21 protein-coding genes are annotated in these 21,460 nt (G+C 63.5%); 9 read left to right on the forward strand and 12 right to left on the reverse strand.

What is annotated here, in order from left to right:
* Positions 1 to 34: 34 nt before the first annotated feature.
* The 9 genes from B6V76_RS06820 to B6V76_RS06860 all read right to left on the reverse strand — a co-directional run bounded on the left by B6V76_RS06820 (position 35) and on the right by B6V76_RS06860 (position 6,662).
* Positions 35 to 811: a succinate dehydrogenase iron-sulfur subunit gene (locus B6V76_RS06820; protein WP_075776181.1), complete on the reverse strand. Its 777-nt coding sequence runs from the start codon at positions 809 to 811 to the stop codon at positions 35 to 37.
* Positions 812 to 828: 17 nt separating this feature from the next.
* Entirely contained in the window at positions 829 to 1,116 is a 288-nt protein-coding gene (locus B6V76_RS06825; RefSeq protein WP_075776182.1) for a hypothetical protein, read from the reverse strand.
* Positions 1,116 to 2,921: a succinate dehydrogenase flavoprotein subunit gene (gene sdhA, locus B6V76_RS06830; RefSeq protein ID WP_088719084.1), complete on the reverse strand. Its 1,806-nt coding sequence runs from the start codon at positions 2,919 to 2,921 to the stop codon at positions 1,116 to 1,118. Before sdhA ends, B6V76_RS06825 begins: the two co-directional genes overlap by 1 nt.
* A gap of 15 nt (positions 2,922 to 2,936) precedes the next feature.
* Positions 2,937 to 3,329, reverse strand: a complete 393-nt coding sequence (locus B6V76_RS06835) for a succinate dehydrogenase, hydrophobic membrane anchor protein (protein ID WP_075776184.1) — start codon at positions 3,327 to 3,329, stop codon at positions 2,937 to 2,939.
* A gap of 11 nt (positions 3,330 to 3,340) precedes the next feature.
* Positions 3,341 to 3,730 (reverse strand): succinate dehydrogenase, cytochrome b556 subunit, encoded by a 390-nt coding sequence (gene sdhC, locus B6V76_RS06840; RefSeq protein WP_075776227.1) that lies wholly within the window; start codon positions 3,728 to 3,730, stop codon positions 3,341 to 3,343.
* Positions 3,731 to 3,986: 256 nt separating this feature from the next.
* Positions 3,987 to 5,021, reverse strand: coding sequence for a MaoC family dehydratase (locus tag B6V76_RS06845; RefSeq protein WP_088727023.1), 1,035 nt, complete (start codon positions 5,019 to 5,021; stop codon positions 3,987 to 3,989).
* On the reverse strand, positions 5,021 to 5,224 hold the full coding sequence (locus B6V76_RS06850; protein ID WP_075776186.1) for a DUF1737 domain-containing protein: 204 nt from the start codon (positions 5,222 to 5,224) through the stop codon (positions 5,021 to 5,023). The genes B6V76_RS06845 and B6V76_RS06850 overlap by 1 nt, the downstream gene beginning before the upstream one ends.
* Before the next feature lies 1 nt (position 5,225).
* The gene (locus tag B6V76_RS06855; RefSeq protein ID WP_088727024.1) at positions 5,226 to 5,777 is read right to left on the reverse strand and encodes an NnrU family protein; all 552 of its coding nucleotides are present in this window, start codon (positions 5,775 to 5,777) and stop codon (positions 5,226 to 5,228) included.
* Between the two features lie 12 nt (positions 5,778 to 5,789).
* Complete coding sequence (locus B6V76_RS06860; protein WP_088722180.1) at positions 5,790 to 6,662, reverse strand: CoA ester lyase; 873 nt, start codon at positions 6,660 to 6,662, stop codon at positions 5,790 to 5,792.
* A gap of 164 nt (positions 6,663 to 6,826) precedes the next feature.
* Here B6V76_RS06860 and B6V76_RS06865 point away from each other — a divergent pair, with 164 nt between their 5' ends.
* Positions 6,827 to 7,159 (forward strand): hypothetical protein, encoded by a 333-nt coding sequence (locus B6V76_RS06865; RefSeq protein WP_075776188.1) that lies wholly within the window; start codon positions 6,827 to 6,829, stop codon positions 7,157 to 7,159.
* 11 nt (positions 7,160 to 7,170) lie between these two features.
* Here B6V76_RS06865 and B6V76_RS06870 read toward each other — a convergent pair whose 3' ends face one another.
* Positions 7,171 to 7,917, reverse strand: coding sequence for a sulfite exporter TauE/SafE family protein (locus tag B6V76_RS06870; protein WP_240497814.1), 747 nt, complete (start codon positions 7,915 to 7,917; stop codon positions 7,171 to 7,173).
* 237 nt (positions 7,918 to 8,154) lie between these two features.
* Here B6V76_RS06870 and mdh point away from each other — a divergent pair, with 237 nt between their 5' ends.
* Positions 8,155 to 9,117, forward strand: a complete 963-nt coding sequence (gene mdh, locus B6V76_RS06875) for a malate dehydrogenase (protein WP_075776189.1) — start codon at positions 8,155 to 8,157, stop codon at positions 9,115 to 9,117.
* Positions 9,118 to 9,186: 69 nt separating this feature from the next.
* Positions 9,187 to 10,446, forward strand: a complete 1,260-nt coding sequence (locus tag B6V76_RS06880; protein ID WP_088727025.1) for a hypothetical protein — start codon at positions 9,187 to 9,189, stop codon at positions 10,444 to 10,446.
* Here B6V76_RS06880 and B6V76_RS06885 read toward each other — a convergent pair.
* On the reverse strand, positions 10,433 to 11,497 hold the full coding sequence (locus B6V76_RS06885; protein ID WP_088727026.1) for a glycosyltransferase family 2 protein: 1,065 nt from the start codon (positions 11,495 to 11,497) through the stop codon (positions 10,433 to 10,435). The genes B6V76_RS06880 and B6V76_RS06885 overlap by 14 nt on opposite strands.
* A gap of 235 nt (positions 11,498 to 11,732) precedes the next feature.
* Here B6V76_RS06885 and sucC point away from each other — a divergent pair, with 235 nt between their 5' ends.
* The 6 genes from sucC to lpdA all read left to right on the forward strand — a co-directional run bounded on the left by sucC (position 11,733) and on the right by lpdA (position 20,825).
* Complete coding sequence (sucC, locus tag B6V76_RS06890) at positions 11,733 to 12,926, forward strand: ADP-forming succinate--CoA ligase subunit beta (protein ID WP_075776192.1); 1,194 nt, start codon at positions 11,733 to 11,735, stop codon at positions 12,924 to 12,926.
* Between the two features lie 5 nt (positions 12,927 to 12,931).
* The gene (sucD, locus tag B6V76_RS06895) at positions 12,932 to 13,819 is read left to right on the forward strand and encodes a succinate--CoA ligase subunit alpha (protein ID WP_075776193.1); all 888 of its coding nucleotides are present in this window, start codon (positions 12,932 to 12,934) and stop codon (positions 13,817 to 13,819) included.
* A gap of 577 nt (positions 13,820 to 14,396) precedes the next feature.
* Complete coding sequence (locus B6V76_RS06900) at positions 14,397 to 17,351, forward strand: 2-oxoglutarate dehydrogenase E1 component (protein WP_088727027.1); 2,955 nt, start codon at positions 14,397 to 14,399, stop codon at positions 17,349 to 17,351.
* A gap of 4 nt (positions 17,352 to 17,355) precedes the next feature.
* Positions 17,356 to 18,888, forward strand: coding sequence for a 2-oxoglutarate dehydrogenase complex dihydrolipoyllysine-residue succinyltransferase (gene odhB / locus B6V76_RS06905; RefSeq protein WP_088719089.1), 1,533 nt, complete (start codon positions 17,356 to 17,358; stop codon positions 18,886 to 18,888).
* A 107-nt stretch (positions 18,889 to 18,995) separates the two neighbouring features.
* Positions 18,996 to 19,388: an MAPEG family protein gene (locus tag B6V76_RS06910; protein ID WP_088727028.1), complete on the forward strand. Its 393-nt coding sequence runs from the start codon at positions 18,996 to 18,998 to the stop codon at positions 19,386 to 19,388.
* A gap of 48 nt (positions 19,389 to 19,436) precedes the next feature.
* Positions 19,437 to 20,825 (forward strand): dihydrolipoyl dehydrogenase, encoded by a 1,389-nt coding sequence (lpdA, locus tag B6V76_RS06915; RefSeq protein ID WP_075776197.1) that lies wholly within the window; start codon positions 19,437 to 19,439, stop codon positions 20,823 to 20,825.
* A gap of 93 nt (positions 20,826 to 20,918) precedes the next feature.
* On the opposite strand, the gene B6V76_RS06920 is transcribed toward lpdA, so the two are convergent.
* Positions 20,919 to 21,422, reverse strand: a complete 504-nt coding sequence (locus B6V76_RS06920; RefSeq protein WP_075776198.1) for an acyl-CoA thioesterase — start codon at positions 21,420 to 21,422, stop codon at positions 20,919 to 20,921.
* Positions 21,423 to 21,460: the final 38 nt, after the last annotated feature.

The following is a 21,460-nucleotide window of genomic DNA, read 5'->3' on the forward strand; positions in this document are numbered from 1 at the left end:
TGAGCCAGAGGCCGGCCCCAATATATGCGTCGGATCAGACGACCCGGTTGACCTGCATCCGCTTGATCTCGGCGATCGCTTTCGCCGGGTTCAGACCTTTCGGGCAGGTCTTGGTGCAGTTCATGATCGTGTGGCAACGATAGAGCTTGAAGGGGTCTTCGAGCTGATCGAGGCGCTCTGCCGTCGCTTCGTCGCGCGAGTCGATGATCCAGCGATAGGCGTGCAGCAGCGCTGCCGGGCCGAGATACTTGTCGCCGTTCCACCAGTAGCTCGGGCACGAGGTCGAGCACGAGGCGCACATGACGCACTCATACAGACCGTCCAGCTTCTTGCGGTCTTCGATCGACTGGCGCCATTCCTTCTCGGGACGGTTCGTCTTGGTCTCGAGCCAGGGCATGATCGACGCGTGCTGGGCGTAGAACATGGTCAGGTCGGGGATCAGGTCTTTCACCACCGGCATATGCGGCAGCGGGTAGATCTTCACGTCGCCCTTGATCTCGTCGAGACCGTAGATACAGGCCAGCGTATTGATCCCGTCGATGTTCATCGCACAGGAACCGCAGATGCCTTCGCGGCAGGAGCGGCGGAAGGTCAGCGTCGGGTCGATCTCGTTCTTGATCTTCAAGAGCGCGTCGAGAACCATCGGCCCGCACTTGTCCATGTCGATGAAATACGTGTCAAGACGCGGGTTCTCCCCGGTATCCGGGTCCCAGCGATAGATCTGGAACTTGCGGATATTCTTGCCATCCGGCTTCGGCCAGGTCTTGCCGACGCGGATCTTGGAATTCTTCGGAAGCGTGAACTGAACCATGGTTGGTCCCCTTTCCGTCAGTACGAATAGAGCGGCCGCGTGGGCATTCGGCCGGATTTTCTGTAAACGCAGGAGTCGTAGGCCGCGGACGGGTCGCCCTGCACCGAGGCGCCGATATTCATCTCGACCTTCATCTTCGAGCTGAAGCCGCTATTGGTGACGCCCATGCCCGCCTCGCCCGTGATGGGCGGCTTGGGCGCGAACTGGGCATAGCACTGGCGCTCGGCCTGCTCGACCGGGATAGGGGCGCAGGCGGCAAGGCCAAGCCCTGCCGCAAGAAGCCCATATGCCGGCGCGTGACGCATCAATAGACCCGCTTCTTCGGCGCGATCTTCTTGATCTCGATCCCGCCCTGATCCTCGGGGGTCAGCGGGTCCATGTGGACCGGGCGGAAGGTCAGATCGACGTTCGCGCCGTCGACATGCATGATCGAGTGCTTGCGCCAGTTGGTGTCGTCGCGATCGGGATAATCCTCGTGAGCATGTGCACCACGGGATTCCTTGCGTGCCTCGGCGCCCACGATGGTCGCCAGCGCGTTCGGCATCAGGTTCTCGAGTTCCAGCGTTTCCATCAGGTCCGAGTTCCAGATCAGCGACCGGTCCGTGACCTTGAGATCGTCGAGCTTGGCGGCGACCGCCTTCATCTTCTCGACCCCCTCGGCCAGCGTCTTGTCGGTCCGGAACACCGCCGCATCCGCCTGCATCGTGCGCTGCATCTCGTCGCGCAGCGCCGCGGTGGGCGTGCCGCCATCGGCGTAGCGCACCTTGTCGAAGCGCTCGAAGATGGCGTCGATCTTGGCTTTCGGGATGTCCGGGTTCGACGCGTTGGGATCGACGACCTCGCCGGCGCGGATCGCGGCGGCACGACCGAAGACCACGAGGTCGATCAGCGAGTTGGAGCCCAGGCGGTTCGCACCGTGCACAGAGGCCGAACCCGCCTCGCCCACGGCCATCAGGCCGGGCACGATCGCATCGGGATCGCCCTCTTTCGGGTTGATGACCTCGCCGTGGTAGTTCGTCGGAATACCGCCCATGTTGTAGTGCACGGTCGGCAGAACCGGGATCGGCTCTTTCGTGACGTCGACGCCGGCGAAGATCTTCGCCGATTCCGAGATACCCGGCAGGCGCTCGGCCAGAGCTTCCGGCGGAAGGTGGCTGAGGTTGAGGAAGATGTGGTCCTTGTGCTCACCCACGCCGCGGCCTTCGCGGATCTCCATGGTCATGCAGCGCGACACCACGTCGCGCGACGCCAGATCCTTGTAGGTCGGCGCGTAACGCTCCATGAAGCGCTCGCCTTCGGAGTTGGTCAGGTAACCACCCTCGCCGCGGGCGCCTTCGGTGATCAGGCAGCCCGAACCGTAGATGCCGGTCGGGTGGAACTGCACGAATTCCATGTCCTGCAGCGCGAGACCGGCCCGCGCGACCATGCCGCCACCGTCGCCGGTGCAGGTATGGGCCGAGGTCGCCGAGAAATAGGCGCGACCGTAACCGCCGGTCGCCAGCACCACCATCTTCGCGTTGAAGACGTGCATTGTGCCGTCGTCGAGCTTCCAGCAGACGACGCCCTGACACTGCCCGTCATCGGACATGATCAGGTCGATCGCGAAATACTCGATGTAGAACTCTGCGTTGTTCTTCAGCGACTGACCGTAGAGCGTGTGCAGGATCGCGTGACCGGTGCGGTCCGCGGCGGCACAGGTGCGCTGCACGGGCGGGCCTTCACCGTATTCGGTGGTGTGGCCGCCGAAGGGACGCTGGTAGATCTTGCCCTCTTCGGTGCGCGAGAACGGCACGCCGTAGTGCTCGAGCTCGTAGACGGCCTTGGGGGCGTGACGCGCGAGATATTCCATCGCGTCGTTATCGCCGAGCCAGTCCGAGCCCTTGATCGTGTCGTACATATGCCACTGCCAGCTGTCCGGGCCCATGTTGCCCAAGCTGGCGGCGATGCCGCCCTGTGCGGCGACCGTGTGCGAGCGGGTCGGGAAGACCTTGGTCACGCAGGCGGTGCGCAGGCCCTGTTCGGCCATGCCGAGCGTGGCGCGCAGACCCGAGCCACCGGCGCCGACCACGACCACGTCGTAATTATGCGTTTCGTATTCGTAAGCAGCCATTATCTCGTCCCGTTATCAGTTGCCCAGCAGAAGGCCGATGAAGACCATCTTGCCGAGTGCATAGAGTGCGGTCGCCATGATCACGTAAGCCAGCGAATGCATCGCGATCTTGGTGGCCTTCGCGGCGGTGCCGTGGATGTAGTCCTCGATCCAGATCTCGGTGCCCTTCGCGAAGTGGCGCATCCCGACGATCACGACCAGCGCGGTCAGGATGGCCGGGAAGGGCTTCGAGAACGTGGTGATCACGGTCTGCTGGTCCGCACCCAGAGTGGTACCTACGATGTAGAGCCAGGTCGGGATCATGAAGGCGAGAGCAACGGCCGAGGCCGACATCCACCAGTGATGCTCGGGGCCGGTGCCCGAGGCGCCCTTGCCCACGGCGCGCTTGCGGTCGGTGAGGTAACGCATGAGGGCCTCCGTCAGAATTGGATGATGATGAGGGTCAGCACGGTCAGCACGACCGAACCGATGGTGCAGATCCAGCCGAGCATCTCGGCGGATTTGATATCCATGTATTTGCCCGCATCGAAGATCAGGTGCCGGATGCCGGCGAGGTAGTGATACCAGACGCCCAGCAGCGACAGTGTGAAGACGAGATCGCCAAACCACGAGGTCGCGATCGCGTTCACGAAATTGAAGTAATCGGGGCTGGTCGCGGCGGCGAGGAGCCACCAGACGAGCAGCAGAACGCCCACGATGATGCCGTTGCCCGTGATCCGCGTCATGATCGACGAGAAGGAGGTCATCTGCGGACGGTAGATTTGAAGGTGCGGGGAAAGCGGACGCTCAACCTGTTTCGCTTCAGCCATGATCGGTCCCTTTTCGCTGGGCTCGGCGCTCTCGTCGGCCTCGATCGGAGGCACGCGCTGGCGCGGAGCTGGCCGGAATTGGCTCTTTTACTAGCGTAATTTTCTCCCAAGTCACGGGGGGCAAGGTTGAAAACATGTCATTTGCGCGTAAAGAGCGGCGAAAAATTCGCTTTGTGATCACATAAATTCTGTGCGTGATCACATGTTAACGCTCCCGGACGCCCTGCCCCCGGGGAGTGAGTCTCTCGGGCGGCGATCAGATCGGCATCAGAGCCCAGTAGTCGAGGTCGAGCAGCACCTCGGGGAGATATTTGCCGTCTTCTCCCTTATAGCCGAACTCCGGCGCGTCCTGTTTCACGGCGACCAGACGCAGACGGATCGCGCCGACGCCAGGCGCGCCTGTCTCGGCCTTGTCGAGCACTTCCGACCACGCTTTCACCGTATCGCCCGAGAAGCACGGGTTGGCATGCGCCCCGGCATTGAGCGCCACGATCAACTGGGCGTTCGCCAGTCCGTTGAAGGACAGCGCGCGCGCCATGGAGATGACATGCCCGCCATAGATCAGGCGCCGGCCATCGGCACGGAAGGTCGCGTCGAAATGCACCTTGGCGGTGTTCTGCCACAGGCGCGTGGCGATCATGTGCTCGGCTTCCTCGATGGTCACCCCGTCCACATGGTCGATTTTTTCGCCGATCTCGTAATCGCCCCAACGATGCGGCTCGCCCGCCAGATCGAAATCATAATCCTCGAAGCTCAGCCCCTCGGGGATCACCAGATTCTCCGGCGCCACGACCGATGCCAGATCGGGCAGCACGGTCTCGGGCGCGGGCGCGTCCAGATCGCCTTTGCGCACCATCACCCAACGGACATATTCCAGCACAACCTCACCCGCCTGGTTCAGACCGCGGGTGCGGACATAGACCACGCCTGACTTGCCGTTGGAGTTCTGCTTGACCCCGATCACCTCGGATTCCGAGCGCAGCGTGTCGCCCGGATAGACCGGCTTCAGCCAGCGCCCTTCCGCATAGCCGAGATTGGCCACCGCGTTGAGCGACACGTCCGGCACCGTCTTGCCGAAGACGACGTGGAAGGCGATCAGATCGTCGAGAGGCGAGCCATCCAATCCGCAGGCCGCCGCGAATTCGTCCGAGGAATAGAGCGCATGCCGCGCCGGGTAGAGCGCGTGATACAGTGCACGCTCCCCTTCCGCGACGGTGCGCGGGACGGCGTGACGGATCACGTCGCCCAGCTTGTAGTCCTCGAAGAAACGGCCCGGATTGGTTTTGCCCATTATTGCTCTCCCAGCTTCATGTCGGGGTGATACTCACCCTCGATCTCCTTGGTCACGGCTTGGGCACAGCGCATCACGCCATTCGCATGATCGTAGGCATATTGCGGATCGCCATGCAGCACCCAGCCCTTGGACAGCGCAAGGCTGACCTTGTGACAGAAGGCCGAGGTGTCTTCCTCGGTCAGAAGGCGGTAGATTTTCATGTCAGGCTCCGAACGGGTTGTGACCGAACCAGATGTGGATCATCGCGATCAGGCCGAAGACGACGACCGTGCCGACGATGCCGCCGATCTCCTTGCCGACTTTCACCTCGGGCATGACTTTCGCGGGCTTCGACTTCTTGTTGATCAGGATGACCTCCACCACGGCCCAGGCGAGCAGACCGCCAAACAGGATGATCCCCGGCAGGGTCGGGTTGACCAGCAGGTGCGCCAGGGCCCAGGTCTTCACCGCAGTCAGCTGCGGGTGGCGAATCTTGCCGCTGAGCCAGAGCTTCATGCCCGAGACCGCGAACAGGTAGACCGCGAAGAGCATCAGCAGGTTGTTGATCCCCTTGAGCGCCGCGTTCGGCGTCCAGAGGTAGAAGACCGGATCGCTTGCGCGCCAGCCGACGAACATCAGAACGAGGCTGATCAGGACGAGAGCGGCGACCATCGGACGCTCGGCCCCTTTGAGCGCGCGCCGGAAGCCCGGAAAGGTCCGTTTTGCCAGATGTGCGAGCGACCAGATCAGGACGCCGAGGATGAGTAATGTCATTGCGATTGCCTCTTAGCTGCCAAGCGCGGCAATCGCCTCCGCTTTGGCGAGGACTTGCCGCGCCGTGACGATATGCAGATTTTCGACGATCTTTCCATCCACGACCGCGACACCCTGCCCCGCTTCTTCGGCTTTCTCAAAGGCAGCGATCTGGCGTCGGGCGAGGTCGATCTCGGCCTCGGAAGGGGCGAAGGCCGCATTGCAGACCTCGAGTTGCGCGGGGTGGATCAGCGTCTTGCCGTCGAAGCCCATGTCGCGCCCCTGTTCGCATTCGGCCTTGAGGCCCTCGTCATCCCTGAAGGCGTTATAGACGCCGTCGACGATGATCTTGCCATGCGCTTTCGCGGCGAGAAGGCACAGGCCCAGCCCCGTCTGCATCGGCAGGCGATCGGCGCGGAAGCGGCTCCCGAGTTCCTTCGCTAGATCGTTGGTGCCCATCACCATGCCTTCGAGCCGCGGATGCGCCGCGATATCGCCCGCGTTGAGCATCCCCAGCGCGGTCTCCATCATCGCCCAGAGCGGCACGCTCTGAATGAGATCGGCCACCGCGATAAGATCGGCGGGCGTGGAGACTTTCGGGATCAGGATCGCATCGACCTTGGCGCCTGCGCGGATCGCGTCGGCAAAGGCCAGCACATCCTCGCGCCCCCATTCGGTGTCGAGCCCGTTGACCCGCACGATCTTCATGCGCGGGCCATAATCGACCTCGGTCAGCGTCTTCGCAAGGAGCGCGCGCGCATTGACCTTCTCGTCGATCGCCACGGCGTCTTCGAGGTCGAAGATGATCGCGTCACAGGCAAGCCCGGTGGCCTTTTCCAGCGCACGCTGTTTCGAGCCGGGAATGTAGAGCACGGAACGGGTCGGGCGGGCCATTTGATTCTCCATCTCGCAATTTTCTTTCGCCAGATCGCACGAATGGGACAGAATCGGCAAGGCCGGATTTGCCGCATCGCAGAAAAATCACAACTGCCGACATCGCGCAGCGCCATCGTAAAGCTTTCTTGACAGCTGGACCGTCACTCTCGGATGATGCTTTCAGAGGGATCAAAATGCTGAACAAAACTTATGTGCTCACGCTCGGCCTGGCCGCAGCGATCGGCTTCGCTCAGGCTGCTTTCGGTGAGACGCGGGACCCGTCTGATCCGTCTCGCGCCTGTGGCAAGCGAGACGAGATCGTGGCCAATCTCGAAGCGAAATATCACGAGAGCCGCCGCATGGTGGCGCTCTCCGCAAATAACTCCGTGCTGGAAATTTTCGCGGCGGAGGCGGGCAACTGGACGATCATCGTCACCCCGGCGGATGGCGTGAGCTGCCTGATCGCCTCGGGCGAGGCATTCGAGGAACTCGACGGGAAACTTCCGCAGAAGGACGCGGCGCTTTAAACGCCGCCCCCTCAGTTCATGAGCGCTTGCTGGATCAGCTTCAGCGAGATTAGCAGGAGTGCCCAGATCACGACCTTGAAGAAGATTTCAGTGGGCATCCGCTTGACCAACCAGACGCCGAGGAACACCGAAGCCGAGGCCGGTATCGCCAGGATCAACGCGGTGCCGATGCTGTCCCAGCTTACTTCGCCAAGCGCGATATAAGGCCCAAGCTTCGCGAGATTGACATAGGAGAACAGGATCGTCGCCGTCCCCGCGAATACCTGCTTTGGCAGGTTCAGCGGGATCGTGTAGGCTTGGTAGGGCGGCGCGCCGGAATGGCTGACGAAACTGGTGATGCCCGCGATCGTACCCCAGAACAGGCCCGGCGCGACCCGCGCTTCCTGCCGCGCACCATGCCGATGCCGGAACAGCGCGTTCACCGCGAAAACTGCGCCGATCACGCCGACCATCAAGGTCACCCAGCGTTCGGGCACGATCTCTGCGGTGGCCCAGCCGATACCGATACCGAAGGTCGCCGACGGGATCAGGATCGCCAGCACACGCCGGTCGTAATGCTTGCGATATGCCCAGAGGCCGAACATGTCCGCGATGATATAAACAGGCAGCAACAGGCCCGCGGCCGCGATCGGGTCCATCACGATCGCCAGCACCGGGACCGAGATCGAGGTTGCCATAGGAACGCCACCCTTCGACAGGCCCACCATGACGGCGGCGAAGACCGCCAAGGCCCAGCCGAGCGCTCCCAAATCCATCATCGCTTGCCCCTCTTCCCGCGGGCGCAGAGAATCGCCCTGCCCCGGTCGGTCCTCTTGCTGGCATGGCGCGCCGGGAAACGGAACCTCGCGCAGGCGGATGCGCGCCGCGGGTGGGGCAGTTTCTGCATACGAGTGCATACAAACAGCCTCGCCGCAGCGCAGCACCCTTGCCCTTTGCGAGCCAAAGAGCTACTCCACCCGCGATCTATTTTCCAATCCATCCACCCGGAGGACCAAATGGCCAGACCCAAGATCGCCCTTATCGGCGCCGGCCAGATCGGCGGCACGCTCGCCCATCTCGCCGCCATCAAGGAACTCGGTGACGTCGTTCTGTTCGATATCGCCGAAGGTACGCCGCAGGGCAAAGCGCTCGACATCGCGGAGTCGGGCCCGGCGGAAGGCTTCGACGGCTCCTTCAAGGGCACCAACGATTACGCCGATATCGCGGGCGCGGATGTCTGCATCGTGACCGCTGGCGTTCCGCGCAAGCCGGGCATGAGCCGCGACGATCTGCTCGGCATCAACCTCAAGGTGATGAAATCGGTCGGCGAGGGCATTGCAGCCCACGCGCCCGACGCCTTCGTCATCTGCATCACCAACCCGCTCGACGCGATGGTCTGGGCGCTGCAGCAATTCTCCGGCCTGCCGGCACAGAAGGTCGTCGGCATGGCGGGCGTTCTGGACTCGGCACGTTTCCGTCACTTCCTGTCGCTGGAATTCGGCGTCTCGATGCGCGACGTGAACGCGTTCGTGCTCGGCGGCCACGGCGACACGATGGTGCCGCTCGCCCGTTACTCGACCGTTGGTGGCATCCCGCTGCCCGACCTCGTGCAGATGGGCTGGACCACGCAGGAGAAACTCGACGCGATCATTCAGCGCACCCGTGACGGCGGCGCCGAAATCGTGGGCCTCCTGAAGACCGGTTCGGCCTTCTACGCCCCGGCCACCTCGGCGATCGAGATGGCGGAAGCCTACCTGAAAGACCAGAAGCGCGTCCTGCCCTGCGCCGCTTACGTCAAAGGCGCGCTCGGCCTCGACGGTCTCTATGTCGGCGTGCCGACCGTGATCGGCGCCAAGGGCATCGAGAAGGTCATCGACATCAAGCTCAACAAGGACGAGCAGGCTATGTTCGACAAGTCGGTCGACGCGGTGAAAGGTCTCGTGGAAGCCTGCAAGGGTATCGACAGCACGCTCGCTTGATCGAAATACAGGAGTGATCCAATCTTGGGGCGCGCCTTTGTCGGCGCGCCCTTTGTTTTGGAGAGTGCCATGTGTTCCGCCCGTCTCGTCACGTGTTTCGCCGCCTTGCTCGCCGCTTCACCGATTGCCGCCCATGCGCAGGACGGGCCGGTCACCGCCAAGATCACGCGCAGCGATGCGCCTGCCGTCGATCCGATCTCGGCAAGGATCGGGGCGGAGGGGATCAAGGCTGTGCTGGACGATCTGAAATCGCGGGACGCGCTCGCGCCGAAGGATCGCTTCGCGCTGGCGGGGCTGGAGTTCCTCGCAAGTCTCGAAGCCGCAACGCGATGGCAGATGGAGGCCGGCGCCGCCCGTGTGCTGATGCCCTTAATCGGCAACGTCCCCGGCGACAGCGCCGCGCCGCGCGAAACCTTTACCGCCGATGCGGTCACGCGCGAAAGCGAGGCCCTGATCGCCGAGATGGATCGGGCGAGATCCGCGCTCGACGGTGTGGCCGATGGGCCGGAGTTCGGTCTTGCGATCGACCTGAACGACCTCTGGTTCGATCTGGATGGCAATGGCGCGCGCGATGACGGCGAGTCGGCGGTGACAATTCTGCGCGGCGTCTTCATGCCGCGCGCACCGGAGACCGAAGCCGCGGAGGCTCGGATCGTGCGCTTCGACAATGCGGATGCGGCTTGGCTTTCCGCCTATACCCATCTGATCTCGGGCGCCGGCGAGTTGACCCTCGCCTTCGATCCTGAGCCGGCGATCGCGCGGGTGTTGGAAACCTACGCGAAACTCGTTGAAGCGCAGGAGAAAGCCGCCAGCGCGGGTCAATACAGTTCGATGGACGGGCTGAGGATTTTCAGCTTCGTCGACCCGGCGGCTGCGCTTCTCGACATGCTCCACCAGCAACCCGACCCGCAACACACCCGCGCCGCGCGGGATCATTGGCTGGCAATGATTGCGGATAACCGGCAGTTCTGGGACCTTGCCGAAGCCGAGACCGACAATCAGGCGGAGTGGATTCCGAGCGACGCGCAGGATCAGGCGCTTGACGTCGAGTTTCCCGACCGTCTTGGCGAGACATGGCGGGGCGTGCTGAGCGATGGCGAGGCGCTCCTGACGAGCGAAAAGTCCTTCCCCTTCTGGCGCGTGCCGATCGGGGTCGATCTGGGCGCGTGGCTCGAAGACCCCGCGCCGTTGCCGTTGACCGGGGTCGTTCAGGGCTGGGCGCTCGATCCCTATTTCACCGACGCTCCGATGCTGACGCCCGAGAACTGGACGCGCTTTTCGCGGTTGGTCGGCAGTCGGACAGGCTTGATGATGTTCATGCTGAACTGACGAGCGGCTCCGGATCGAAGCCGAATTCGTCCTTTAGGCGAGCGATCAGCTCGGCCTCATGGAGAAGCAGCGCATGGTCGAACGACGCGGGCGAAAGGTCCACCCTGTCGCCAAAAAGCGCGCGCGTTTCGGCCGCGATCTTCACGTCCGGGCGGATCAGCAGCTCGTGGGCCTCCAACTCGGCTGCCTCGTAGTCGCGCATCCCCTGCACCTCCCACCAGAGCGCCTTCAGCTCGGCGGGATCGGCGGCGCGCTCAGCGGCTTCGGCGAACTGCGCCTTGCGGGACCCGACATAGGGCACGGGTTGCCCCTTCACCTTGGTCGTGGCGCGGCGCAGCATCTTGAGGATGAAGTGCAATGGCGTCAGCCCATCGAAATGCATCAACCGCCCATTATAGCTGGGCCTGTAAGGCAAATCGTTTTCCTTACTGTCCCAGTCTTTCAGCGGGTAGTGCACCCCGATCGCATAGCCCCGCCCGGCGCGCACGACGGGCTTCCCTGCGACATGACCCGCGAGACCTTTCTTCAGAAAGCGCGCGCGGAAGCCGTAGAACATCAGCCCGTCATCCTGAAACCCGTCCCAGCGCCGCCGGAACACGCCGCTGAAAATATCCGGGCCGGGTTTGCGGTCGAGATAGCAGCGCTCGTCGACTTCGAGACGCAGCCACGCTTTCTGTTCGCCTGTTTTCGCCAGTTCCCATTCGAGCGGGCGCACGAGGCTCACGAACTCATCCGCGTCGCAATGGATCATCCAATCGAGCTCGGTCTCGGTCAGCGCGCGGGTCGCGTTGTATTTCTGGCGGCCCTGATGGCGTGCGGGACGTTTCCGGCGCCAGCTACGCTCCCAATCGTCATCGCCGGAATGGTGGATGAAGGCGCCTTCAACCGGCGCGAGCAGCGCCTCGGCCTCCGGGTTCGGGCGGTCGAAGAAGACGTGGACCTCGCTGGCGCCGATGCTCAGATGATGCGCGACATAGGCGGCCACCAGCGCAGCCGGTTCGTCCACCGTCGCCACCACGCCCCAGCGCGGCATATCTTGCCCTTGCGTCATCTAAATTCGATCCCTGCCAATGCGCTCAGCGCAGATAGGTTCAATTAACCGAGTCGTGCCAGTGCACCCATGCCACAGCGCAGCATTTTCCGATTTGTGATCACACCTTTCCGCCCTGTGATCACGTATGTCGCTTTTTCCGGGCGAGTGGGGCAGATTGTCGCGATTTCGGTTTGTCCCCCCGGCTTAAGCGCCTAGAACCCCCTCAAATCGCACCAGCATGGGGTATCCAAGGATGAATATCCACGAATATCAGGCCAAACAGCTTCTCAAGAGCTATGGCGCACCGGTCTCGGACGGCCGTGTCGTCCTCAAGGCCGAAGAAGCGAAGACCGCAGCCAGCGAACTCGATGGTCCGCTCTGGGTCGTCAAGGCGCAGATCCACGCCGGTGGCCGCGGCAAGGGCCACTTCAAGGAAGCCGAAGCCGGCGAAAAGGGCGGTGTCCGCCTGGCCAAATCGGTCGAAGAGGCTGAAACGCTCGCCAAGCAGATGCTCGGCAAGACGCTCGTGACGCACCAGACCGGCCCGGCGGGCAAGCAGGTCAACCGCATCTACATCGAAGACGGCTCCGACATCGAGCGCGAACTGTATCTCGCGCTGCTCGTCGACCGCGTGACCTCGCGCGTCTCGATCGTGGCCTCCACCGAAGGCGGCATGGACATCGAGGAAGTCGCGGCGAACACCCCCGACAAGATCCTCAGCTTCTCGATCGACCCGGCGACCGGCTACCAGCCGTTCCACGGCCGCCGCGTCGCCTTCTCGCTCGGCCTCGAAGGCCCGCAGGTGAAGCAGATGGTCGGCCTTCTCGGCAAGCTCTACCAAGCCTTCATCGAGAAGGACATGGAGATGCTCGAGATCAACCCGCTGATCGTCATGACCGACGGCAACCTCAAGGTGCTCGACGCCAAGCTCGGCTTCGACGGCAACGCCGTCTACCGCCACTCGGACATCGCCGCCCTGCGCGACGAGACCGAAGAAGACAGCAAAGAGCTCGAAGCGTCGAAATACGACCTCAACTACATCGCGCTCGACGGTGAGATCGGCTGCATGGTGAACGGCGCTGGCCTCGCAATGGCCACGATGGACATCATCAAGCTCTACGGTGCGGAACCGGCGAACTTCCTCGACGTCGGCGGTGGCGCCACGAAAGAGAAAGTGACCGAAGCGTTCAAGATCATCACCTCGGACAAGAACGTCAAAGGTATCCTCGTGAACATCTTCGGCGGCATCATGCGCTGCGACATCATCGCCGAAGGCGTGATCGCTGCGGTGAAGGAAGTCGGCCTCGAAGTGCCGCTGGTCGTCCGCCTCGAGGGCACCAACGTCGAAAAAGGCAAGGAAATCATCGCGAATTCCGGCCTGAACGTCATCGCCGCCGACAACCTGTCGGATGGCGCAGAGAAAATCGTCAAAGCGGTGAAAGGCTAAGAATCATGGCAGTTCTCGTCAACGAAAACACCAAGGTCATTTGCCAGGGCTTCACCGGCTCGCAGGGCACCTTCCACTCCGAGCAGGCAATCGCGTACGGCACCAAGATGGTCGGCGGCGTGACCCCCGGCAAAGGCGGCCAGGAGCATCTGGGCCTGCCGGTCTTCAACTCGGTCCACGAGGCGAAAGCCAAGACCGAAGCGAACGCCTCGGTGATCTACGTTCCGCCGCCCTTCGCGGCTGACTCGATCCTCGAAGCGATCGACGCGGAAATGGAACTGATCGTCTGCATCACCGAGGGGATCCCGGTCCTCGACATGATGAAGGTCAAGCGCGCGCTGATCGACTCCAAGTCGCGTCTGATCGGCCCGAACTGCCCCGGTGTCATCACCCCCGACGCCTGCAAGATCGGCATCATGCCCGGCCACATCCACAAGCGTGGTTCGGTCGGCGTCGTGTCGCGCTCGGGCACGCTGACCTACGAGGCGGTCAAGCAGACCACCGATATGGGTCTGGGCCAGTCCTCGGCCGTCGGCATCGGCGGTGACCCGATCAAGGGCACCGAGCATATCGACGTGCTCGACATGTTCCTCGACGATCCGGAAACGGAATCGATCATCATGATCGGTGAGATCGGTGGTTCGGCGGAAGAAGAAGCCGCGGAATTCCTCGCCGAGCAGAAGAAAAAAGGCCGTTGGAAGCCGACCGCTGGCTTCATCGCCGGCCGCACGGCCCCTCCCGGCCGCCGCATGGGCCACGCCGGCGCGATCGTCGCGGGCGGCAAAGGCGATGCGGAATCGAAGATCGAGGCTATGAAGTCGGCCGGTATCGTCGTCGCTGACAGCCCTGCCACGCTGGGCGAAGCGGTGATGAAAGCGATCAAGGGCGAATAAGCCCTCTCGAAACTGGCAGGGTCGCGGCGCACGCGGCCCTGCATCCAGACCAAGGAAAGGACCGGACCCATGTCGCTGCGGATCGCACGGCGCGCCTCCCTCCCCGTTTCGGGGACGGTCGCATGCGCCCTGCTCGAAAGCAGCGACGGGGGCCGGTCTTCTTCTGCGGCAGAGCGCGTCGCGAGCGGCGCATGGCTCGCCACGGAATTCGCCGGAACCTCCGCTCATGGCGGGCCCGTTCCGGTCCCGGCTCCCCGCTCGTCGGGCACCTCCGACCCCGCGCGCATCCCTGCCCTGCATGGAAGTCCCGAAATCAGCACCTACATCACTGAGCCAGAAGGCAATATGCCCGGGCAAGCAGGTGCCGGTTTCGACGTATCTGTGAGGGCCCCGCGCGCGAAGGAAAGGACCCAGCATCATGTGCCGTTCCACCCCCGTATCCGTCGCGAGGGCCTCTGCGCTCCGCGCGGCCCCGCCACCGCCTCGCGTGCCCAGCGCCTAGCGCGCTCTTCAACGGGCCGGCGATAAACGTTCGAGTTCCCGCAGATCCCTGTTTCACCGACCGAAGGTGAGGAAAATGACCGACCAATCCCCCAACGACCAGTTCAATGCCTCGCAGTTCCTGCAGGGCGCGAATGCCGAATATGTCGAGCAGCTTTATGCGAAGTTTGCCGAAGATCCGTCTTCGGTCGATACCGCCTGGGCTGCCTTCTTCGCCTCGCTCGGTGATCCCGATCAGGACGTGAGAAAATCCGCCGAAGGCGCAAGCTGGGAGCGTCGCGACTGGCCGCCGATGGCAGCCGACGATCTGACTGCGGCGCTGACCGGCGAATGGCCCGCCCCCGCCGAGGGCAAGGCCGCTGGCGACAAGATCAAGAAGAAGGCTGCCGAGGCCGGCGTCGCGGTCGACGAGGCGGCGGTCAAACGCGCCGTGCTGGACTCGATCCGCGCGCTGATGATCATCCGCGCCTACCGTATCCGCGGTCACCTCGCCGCCGATCTCGACCCGCTGGGGATGCGCGACACCGGCCAGCATCCGGAGCTCGATCCGAAGAGCTACGGCTTCACCGATGCCGACATGGATCGTCCGATCTTCATCGACAACGTGCTCGGCCTCGAGATCGCCTCGATGCGCCAGATCATGGATATCGTGAAGCGCACCTATTGCGGCACTTTCGCGCTGCAATACATGCACATCTCCGATCCCGAGCAATCGGCCTGGCTGAAAGAGCGTATCGAAGGCTACGGCAAGGAAATCACCTTCACCAAGACCGGCCGCCGCGCGATCCTCAACAAGCTCGTCGAGGCCGAAGGCTTCGAGAAGTTCCTGCACGTCAAGTACATGGGCACCAAGCGGTTCGGCCTCGACGGTGGCGAAGCGCTGATCCCCGCGATGGAGCAGATCATCAAGCGGGGCGGCCAGCTCGGCCTGAAAGAGGTCGTGGTCGGCATGCCCCACCGCGGTCGCCTCTCGGTCCTCGCGAACGTCCTGCAAAAACCCTACCGCGCGATCTTCCACGAATTCCAGGGCGGCTCGTTCAAGCCCGAGGACGTGGACGGCTCCGGCGACGTGAAATACCACCTCGGCGCCTCCGCCGACCGTGAGTTCGACGGCAACAAGGTCCACCTGTCGCTGACCGCGAACCCCTCGCACCTCGAGGCGGTGAACCCGGTCGCACTCGGCAAGGTCCGCGCAAAGCAAGATCAGCTGGCCGACCGTTCGGACCGCTCTAAGGTCGTCTCGGTGCTGCTGCACGGTGATGCAGCCTTCGCCGGTCAAGGCGTCGTGGCCGAGTGCTTCCAGCTCTCGGGCATTCGCGGTCACCGCACCGGCGGCACGATCCACCTCGTCGTCAACAACCAGATCGGCTTCACGACCGCGCCGCATTTCTCGCGCACCTCGCCCTACCCGACCGATCTCGCGCTGATGGTGGAAGCCCCGATCTTCCACGTGAACGGCGACGATCCCGAGGCCGTCGTGCACGCCGCCCGCGTCGCGACCGAGTTCCGTCAGAAGTTCCACAAGGACGTCGTGATCGACATCTTCTGCTACCGCCGCTTCGGTCACAACGAAGGCGACGAACCGATGTTCACCAACCCGGTGATGTACAAGTCGATCAAGACCCACAAGACCACGCTGCAACTCTACACCGAGCGTCTGGTGGCCGATGGCCTGATCCCCGAGGGCGAGATCGAGGATATGAAAGCCTCGTTCCAGTCGCATCTCAACGAGGAGTTCGAGGCCGGCAAGGTCTTCAAACCGAACAAGGCCGACTGGCTCGACGGTCGCTGGTCCGGCATGGAGCGGGAAAAGAGCGAATACGAGCGTGGCACCACCGCGATTTCGCCCGACACGCTCGAGGAGGTCGGCAAGGCGCTCGTGACCGCGCCCGAGGGCTTTGCCCTGCACAAGACGGTGCAGCGTCTGCTCGATAACAAGAAGCAGATGTTCGAGACCGGCAAGGGCTTCGACTGGGCGACCGCCGAGGCGCTGGCCTTCGGCTCGCTCGTGACCGAGGGCTACCCTGTCCGCCTGTCGGGTCAGGACGCCACCCGTGGTACCTTCTCGCAGCGCCACTCGGCCTTCGTGAACCAGGAGAACGAGGACCGCTATTACCCGCTCAACCACATCCGTGAGGGTCAGGCCCGCTACGAGGTGATCGACTCGATGCTCAGCGAATACGCGGTGCTCGGGTTCGAATACGGCTACTCTCTGGCGGAACCGAAGGCGCTGACGCTCTGGGAAGCCCAGTTCGGCGATTTCGCCAACGGCGCGCAGATCATGTTCGACCAGTTCATCAACTCGGGCGAGCGGAAATGGCTGCGCATGTCGGGCCTCGTCTGCCTGCTGCCGCACGGCTTCGAAGGTCAGGGCCCCGAGCACAGCTCGGCCCGTCTGGAGCGCTTCCTGCAACTGTCGGCGGAAGATAACTGGATCGTCGCGAACTGCACGACGCCGGCGAACTACTTCCACATCCTGCGCCGCCAGATTCACCGCGACTTCCGCAAGCCCCTGATCCTGATGACGCCGAAATCGCTGCTGCGTCACCCGAAGGCCGTCTCCACGGCGGAGGAGTTCACCACCGGCTCGAGCTTCCACCGCGTCCTGTGGGACGATGCAGAGCGCGGCAATTCGGATCTGGAGCTGAAGGCCGACGACAAGATCAAGCGCGTCGTGATGTGCTCGGGCAAGGTCTATTACGACCTGCTCGCGCAGCGCGACGAGCGTGGGCTCGACGATGTCTACCTGCTGCGTCTGGAACAGTTCTACCCGTTCCCCGCGCAGGCGGTCACCAAAGAGCTGACCCGCTTCAAGAATGCCGAGATCGTCTGGTGCCAAGAGGAGCCGAAAAACCAGGGCGCCTGGTTCTTCGTCGAACCCTATATCGAATGGGTCCTCGCCAAGATCGACGCGAAACATGCCCGTGCGCGCTATGCCGGCCGCGCGGCGTCCGCCTCGCCCGCGACGGGTCTGGCAAGCCGCCACAAGGCCGAGCAAGACGCGCTCGTCAACGATGCACTGGAGGGTTGAATAGATGTCCACTGAAGTCCGCGTTCCCACGCTCGGCGAGAGCGTCACGGAAGCCACCGTCGCCACCTGGTTCAAGAAGCCCGGCGACACCGTGGCCGCCGACGAGATGCTCTGCGAGCTCGAAACCGACAAGGTGACCGTCGAAGTGCCGAGCCCCGCAGCCGGCACGCTCGGCGAGATCGTCGCCGCCGAAGGCGAGACCGTCGGCGTCGATGCGCTTCTCGCGACGATCGAAGAGGCTGGCGCCAGCCCCGCGCCGAAGAAAGAAGACAAACCGGCGGAAAAACCCGCCCAACAGCCCCAATCGAACGAGGGAAAGATGACCGACGTGATGGTGCCCAGCCTTGGTGAATCGGTCACCGAGGCAACTGTGTCGACGTGGTTCAAGAAGGTCGGAGACACGGTCGCGGCCGACGAGATGCTCTGCGAGCTGGAAACCGACAAGGTCTCGGTCGAAGTGCCGTCGCCCGCTGCTGGCGTTCTCAAAGAGATCGTCGCCGAAGAAGGCACGACCGTCGACGCTTCGGCCAAGCTGGCCGTGATCGCCGAGGGCGAAAGCGGTGGAACCGCCGCCAGCGCGCCCGCCAAGGAAGAAACCAAATCCGAAGCCCCCGCCGCCGGCGGCAAGGGCGGCAAGGATGTCGAGGATGCGCCGTCCGCCAAGAAGCTGATGGCGGAGAAGGGCATCGACCCGGCTTCCGTTCAGGGTTCGGGCAAGGATGGCCGAATCATGAAGGAAGACGTGGCCAAGGCCGAAAGCGCGCCGAAGCAGGCCTCGGTTTCCGTCGCCTCGACGCCCTCGCAGGCGCCGCGCGGTCCGGTCAATGCCGATGACGCGTCGCGCGAAGAGCGCGTGAAGATGACCCGCCTGCGTGCGACCATCGCCAAGCGCCTCAAGGACTCGCAGAACACGGCCGCGATGCTGACCACCTATAACGAGGTGGACATGTCGGGCGTCATGAACCTGCGCAACGAGTACAAGGACCTGTTCCTCAAGAAGCACGGCGTGAAGCTCGGCTTCATGTCCTTCTTCGTGAAGGCCTGCTGCCACGCGCTGAAAGAAGTCCCGGAAGTGAACGCCGAGATCGACGGCAACGAGATCGTCTACAAGAACTACGTCCACATGGGCGTGGCCGTGGGCACCCCGAACGGCCTCGTCGTGCCGGTCGTGCGCGACGCCGACCAGATGGGCTTCGCCTCGATCGAGAAGACGATCGCCGAGATGGGCACCCGCGCCCGTGACGGCAAGCTCTCGATGGCCGAGATGCAGGGCGGTTCCTTCACCATCTCGAACGGCGGCGTCTATGGCTCGCTGATGTCCTCGCCGATCCTCAACCCGCCGCAATCGGGCATCCTCGGCATGCACAAGATCCAGGAACGTCCGATGGTCGAGAACGGCCAGATCGTCATCAAGCCGATGATGTATCTCGCACTCAGCTACGACCACCGCATCGTCGACGGCAAAGGCGCCGTGACCTTCCTCGTGCGCGTCAAGGAAGCGCTGGAAGACCCGCGCCGCCTGCTGATGGATCTGTAAGACCGGAACGAAGGCGGCATCCCCTGCCCCTTCGCTCTTGCTAAATATCCTCGGGGGGTCCGGGGGGCAGACAGCCCCCGGTCCTCCCTCACCTCCGGGAGCGACCGATGACCCCCGAACTGACCGTGCTCATACTCGCGATCCTGCTCCATCTGGGGCTGATGGTGGCGTATTCGGTGAAGGCCAATACCGAGCTCGGCACAAAATACCCCGTTTCCCCGCGCGACAAGGCGCCGCCGCCGATCTCGACCCTGCTCGGACGGCTGCAGCGCGCGATGAACAACTCCTTCGAGGGTCTCATCCTCTTCGCCCCCGTCGCACTGGTCATCGGACTGACCGGACAATCGAGCGCCGCCACCGTGGCCTTCGCCTGGATCTTCCTGATCGCGCGGCTCCTCTACATTCCGTCCTATCTGCTGGGCTGGGTGCCGTGGCGCTCGCTCATCTGGGGCTTTTCCTTCTTCGCAATTCTGGCGCTGGCGATTGCCGCGCTGATCTGACCTCCCGGCGCGAGGCCTCCTCGCGCCCCAACCCAAGGAGCAAGAACAATGGCTGACTATGATGTGATCGTGATCGGCGGCGGCCCGGGCGGCTATGTCTGCGCCATCCGCTGCGCCCAGCTGGGCCTGAAGACCGCCTGTGTCGAAGGCCGCGAAAGCCTCGGCGGCACCTGCCTCAACGTGGGCTGCATCCCGTCCAAGGCACTGCTGCACGCCACCCACGAGCTGCACGAAGCCGAGCATAACTTCGCCAAGATGGGCCTGAAGGGCAAATCGCCTTCGGTCGATTGGAAGCAGATGCTGACCTACAAGCAGGAAGTCATCGACGGCAACACCAAGGGCATCGAGTTCCTGTTCAAGAAGAACAAGATCGACTGGATCAAGGGCTGGGGTTCGATCCCCGAGGCCGGCAAGGTGAAAGTGGGCGACGACGTCCATAACGCCAAGTCGATCGTGATCGCCACCGGCTCCGAGCCGTCGTCGCTGCCGGGCATCGAGATCGACGAGAAAACCGTCGTGACCTCGACCGGCGCGCTGTCGTTGAACAAGATCCCGAAGTCGATGGTCGTGATCGGCGCGGGCGTCATCGGTCTGGAAATGGGCTCGGTCTATGCTCGTCTCGGCGCGGATGTCACCGTCGTGGAATATCTCGACGCAATCACCCCCGGCATGGACGGCGAGGTCTCGAAGAACTTCCAGAAGATCCTGACCAAGCAGGGACTGAAATTCGTCATGGGCGCCGCCGTCCAGAGCGTCGACGTGAAGAACGGCAAGGCCACGGTGAACTACCAGCTGCGCAAGGATGAGAGCAACGCGTCGATCGAGGCCGAGACCGTCCTCGTCGCGACCGGCCGCAAGCCCTATACCGACGGTCTGGGGCTTGAGGGCGTGGGTGTGGAGATGCTGCCGCGCGGTCAGGTGAAGACTGACGCGCACTGGCAGACCACCGCCAAGGGCATCTACGCGATCGGTGACGCGGTCACCGGCCCGATGCTCGCCCACAAGGCCGAGGACGAAGGCATGGCTGTTGCCGAAGTCATCGCGGGCAAGCATGGTCACGTGAACTACGAAGTGATCCCGAGCGTGATCTACACCAGCCCGGAAGTCGCCTCGGTCGGTCAGACCGAAGAGGCGCTCAAGCAGGACGGTCGCGCCTACAAGGTCGGCAAGTTCTCCTTCATGGGCAATGGCCGCGCCAAGGCCGTGTTCCAGTCGGACGGCTTCGTGAAGCTGATCGCGGACAAGGAAACCGACCGCATCCTCGGCTGCCACATCATCGGCCCCGGCGCGGGCGACCTGATCCACGAAATCTGCGTGGCGATGGAATTCGGCGCCTCGGCACAGGACGTGGCGCTGACCTGCCACGCTCACCCGACCTTCTCCGAGGCCGTTCGCGAAGCCGCCCTGGCCTGCGGCGACGGCGCGATCCACGCCTGATCGGCCAAGGGTCGAGAGAAACGCGAAAGGGCGCCCCGCGGGGCGCCCTTTTCGTTTGGCGCGGTGGCCCGAACTCCGGTCTCGCGCTCAGGCTTAGCCCTCGCCGTGATCCGCAGCCGCATCCATCTTCGCGGCGAATTCACGGCGCAGTTCCCGGCGGAGTTCGGCGGCGCGCCAGCGGTGGCGTTCCTCGTCCGTGTCGGGCTTCAGCGTCGGCACCTCTGCGGGTTTTCCGTTTTCATCCACCGCGACCATCGTGAAATAGCAGCTGTTCGTGTGTCGCCGCGTGCCCGCGGTGATGTTCTCGGCTTCGACGCGGATGCCGATCTCCATCGAGGTGCGGCCCGTATGGTTCACGCTGGCGCGAAACGTTACCAGCTCGCCCACGTTGATCGGTTGCTGGAAGGTCACCTGGTCGACCGACAGCGTCACCGCGTAGCGCTGCGAGTAGCGTGAGGCGAGCGAGAACGCGACCCGGTCGAGCCAGTTCAGCAGCGCGCCGCCATGCACCTTGCCCGAAAAATTCGCCTGATCGGGCGTCATCAGCACGGTCATCTCGAGGCGCTTGCGGTCCTCGAAGGTCAGTGTTTCGGTCATGGTTTTCCCTCATTGCCTCGCGCCATATGCGCGAAAGC

Origin of the sequence: Thioclava sp. IC9 (assembly GCF_002213225.1) — a bacterium.
Classification (GTDB): domain Bacteria; phylum Pseudomonadota; class Alphaproteobacteria; order Rhodobacterales; family Rhodobacteraceae; genus Thioclava; species Thioclava nitratireducens.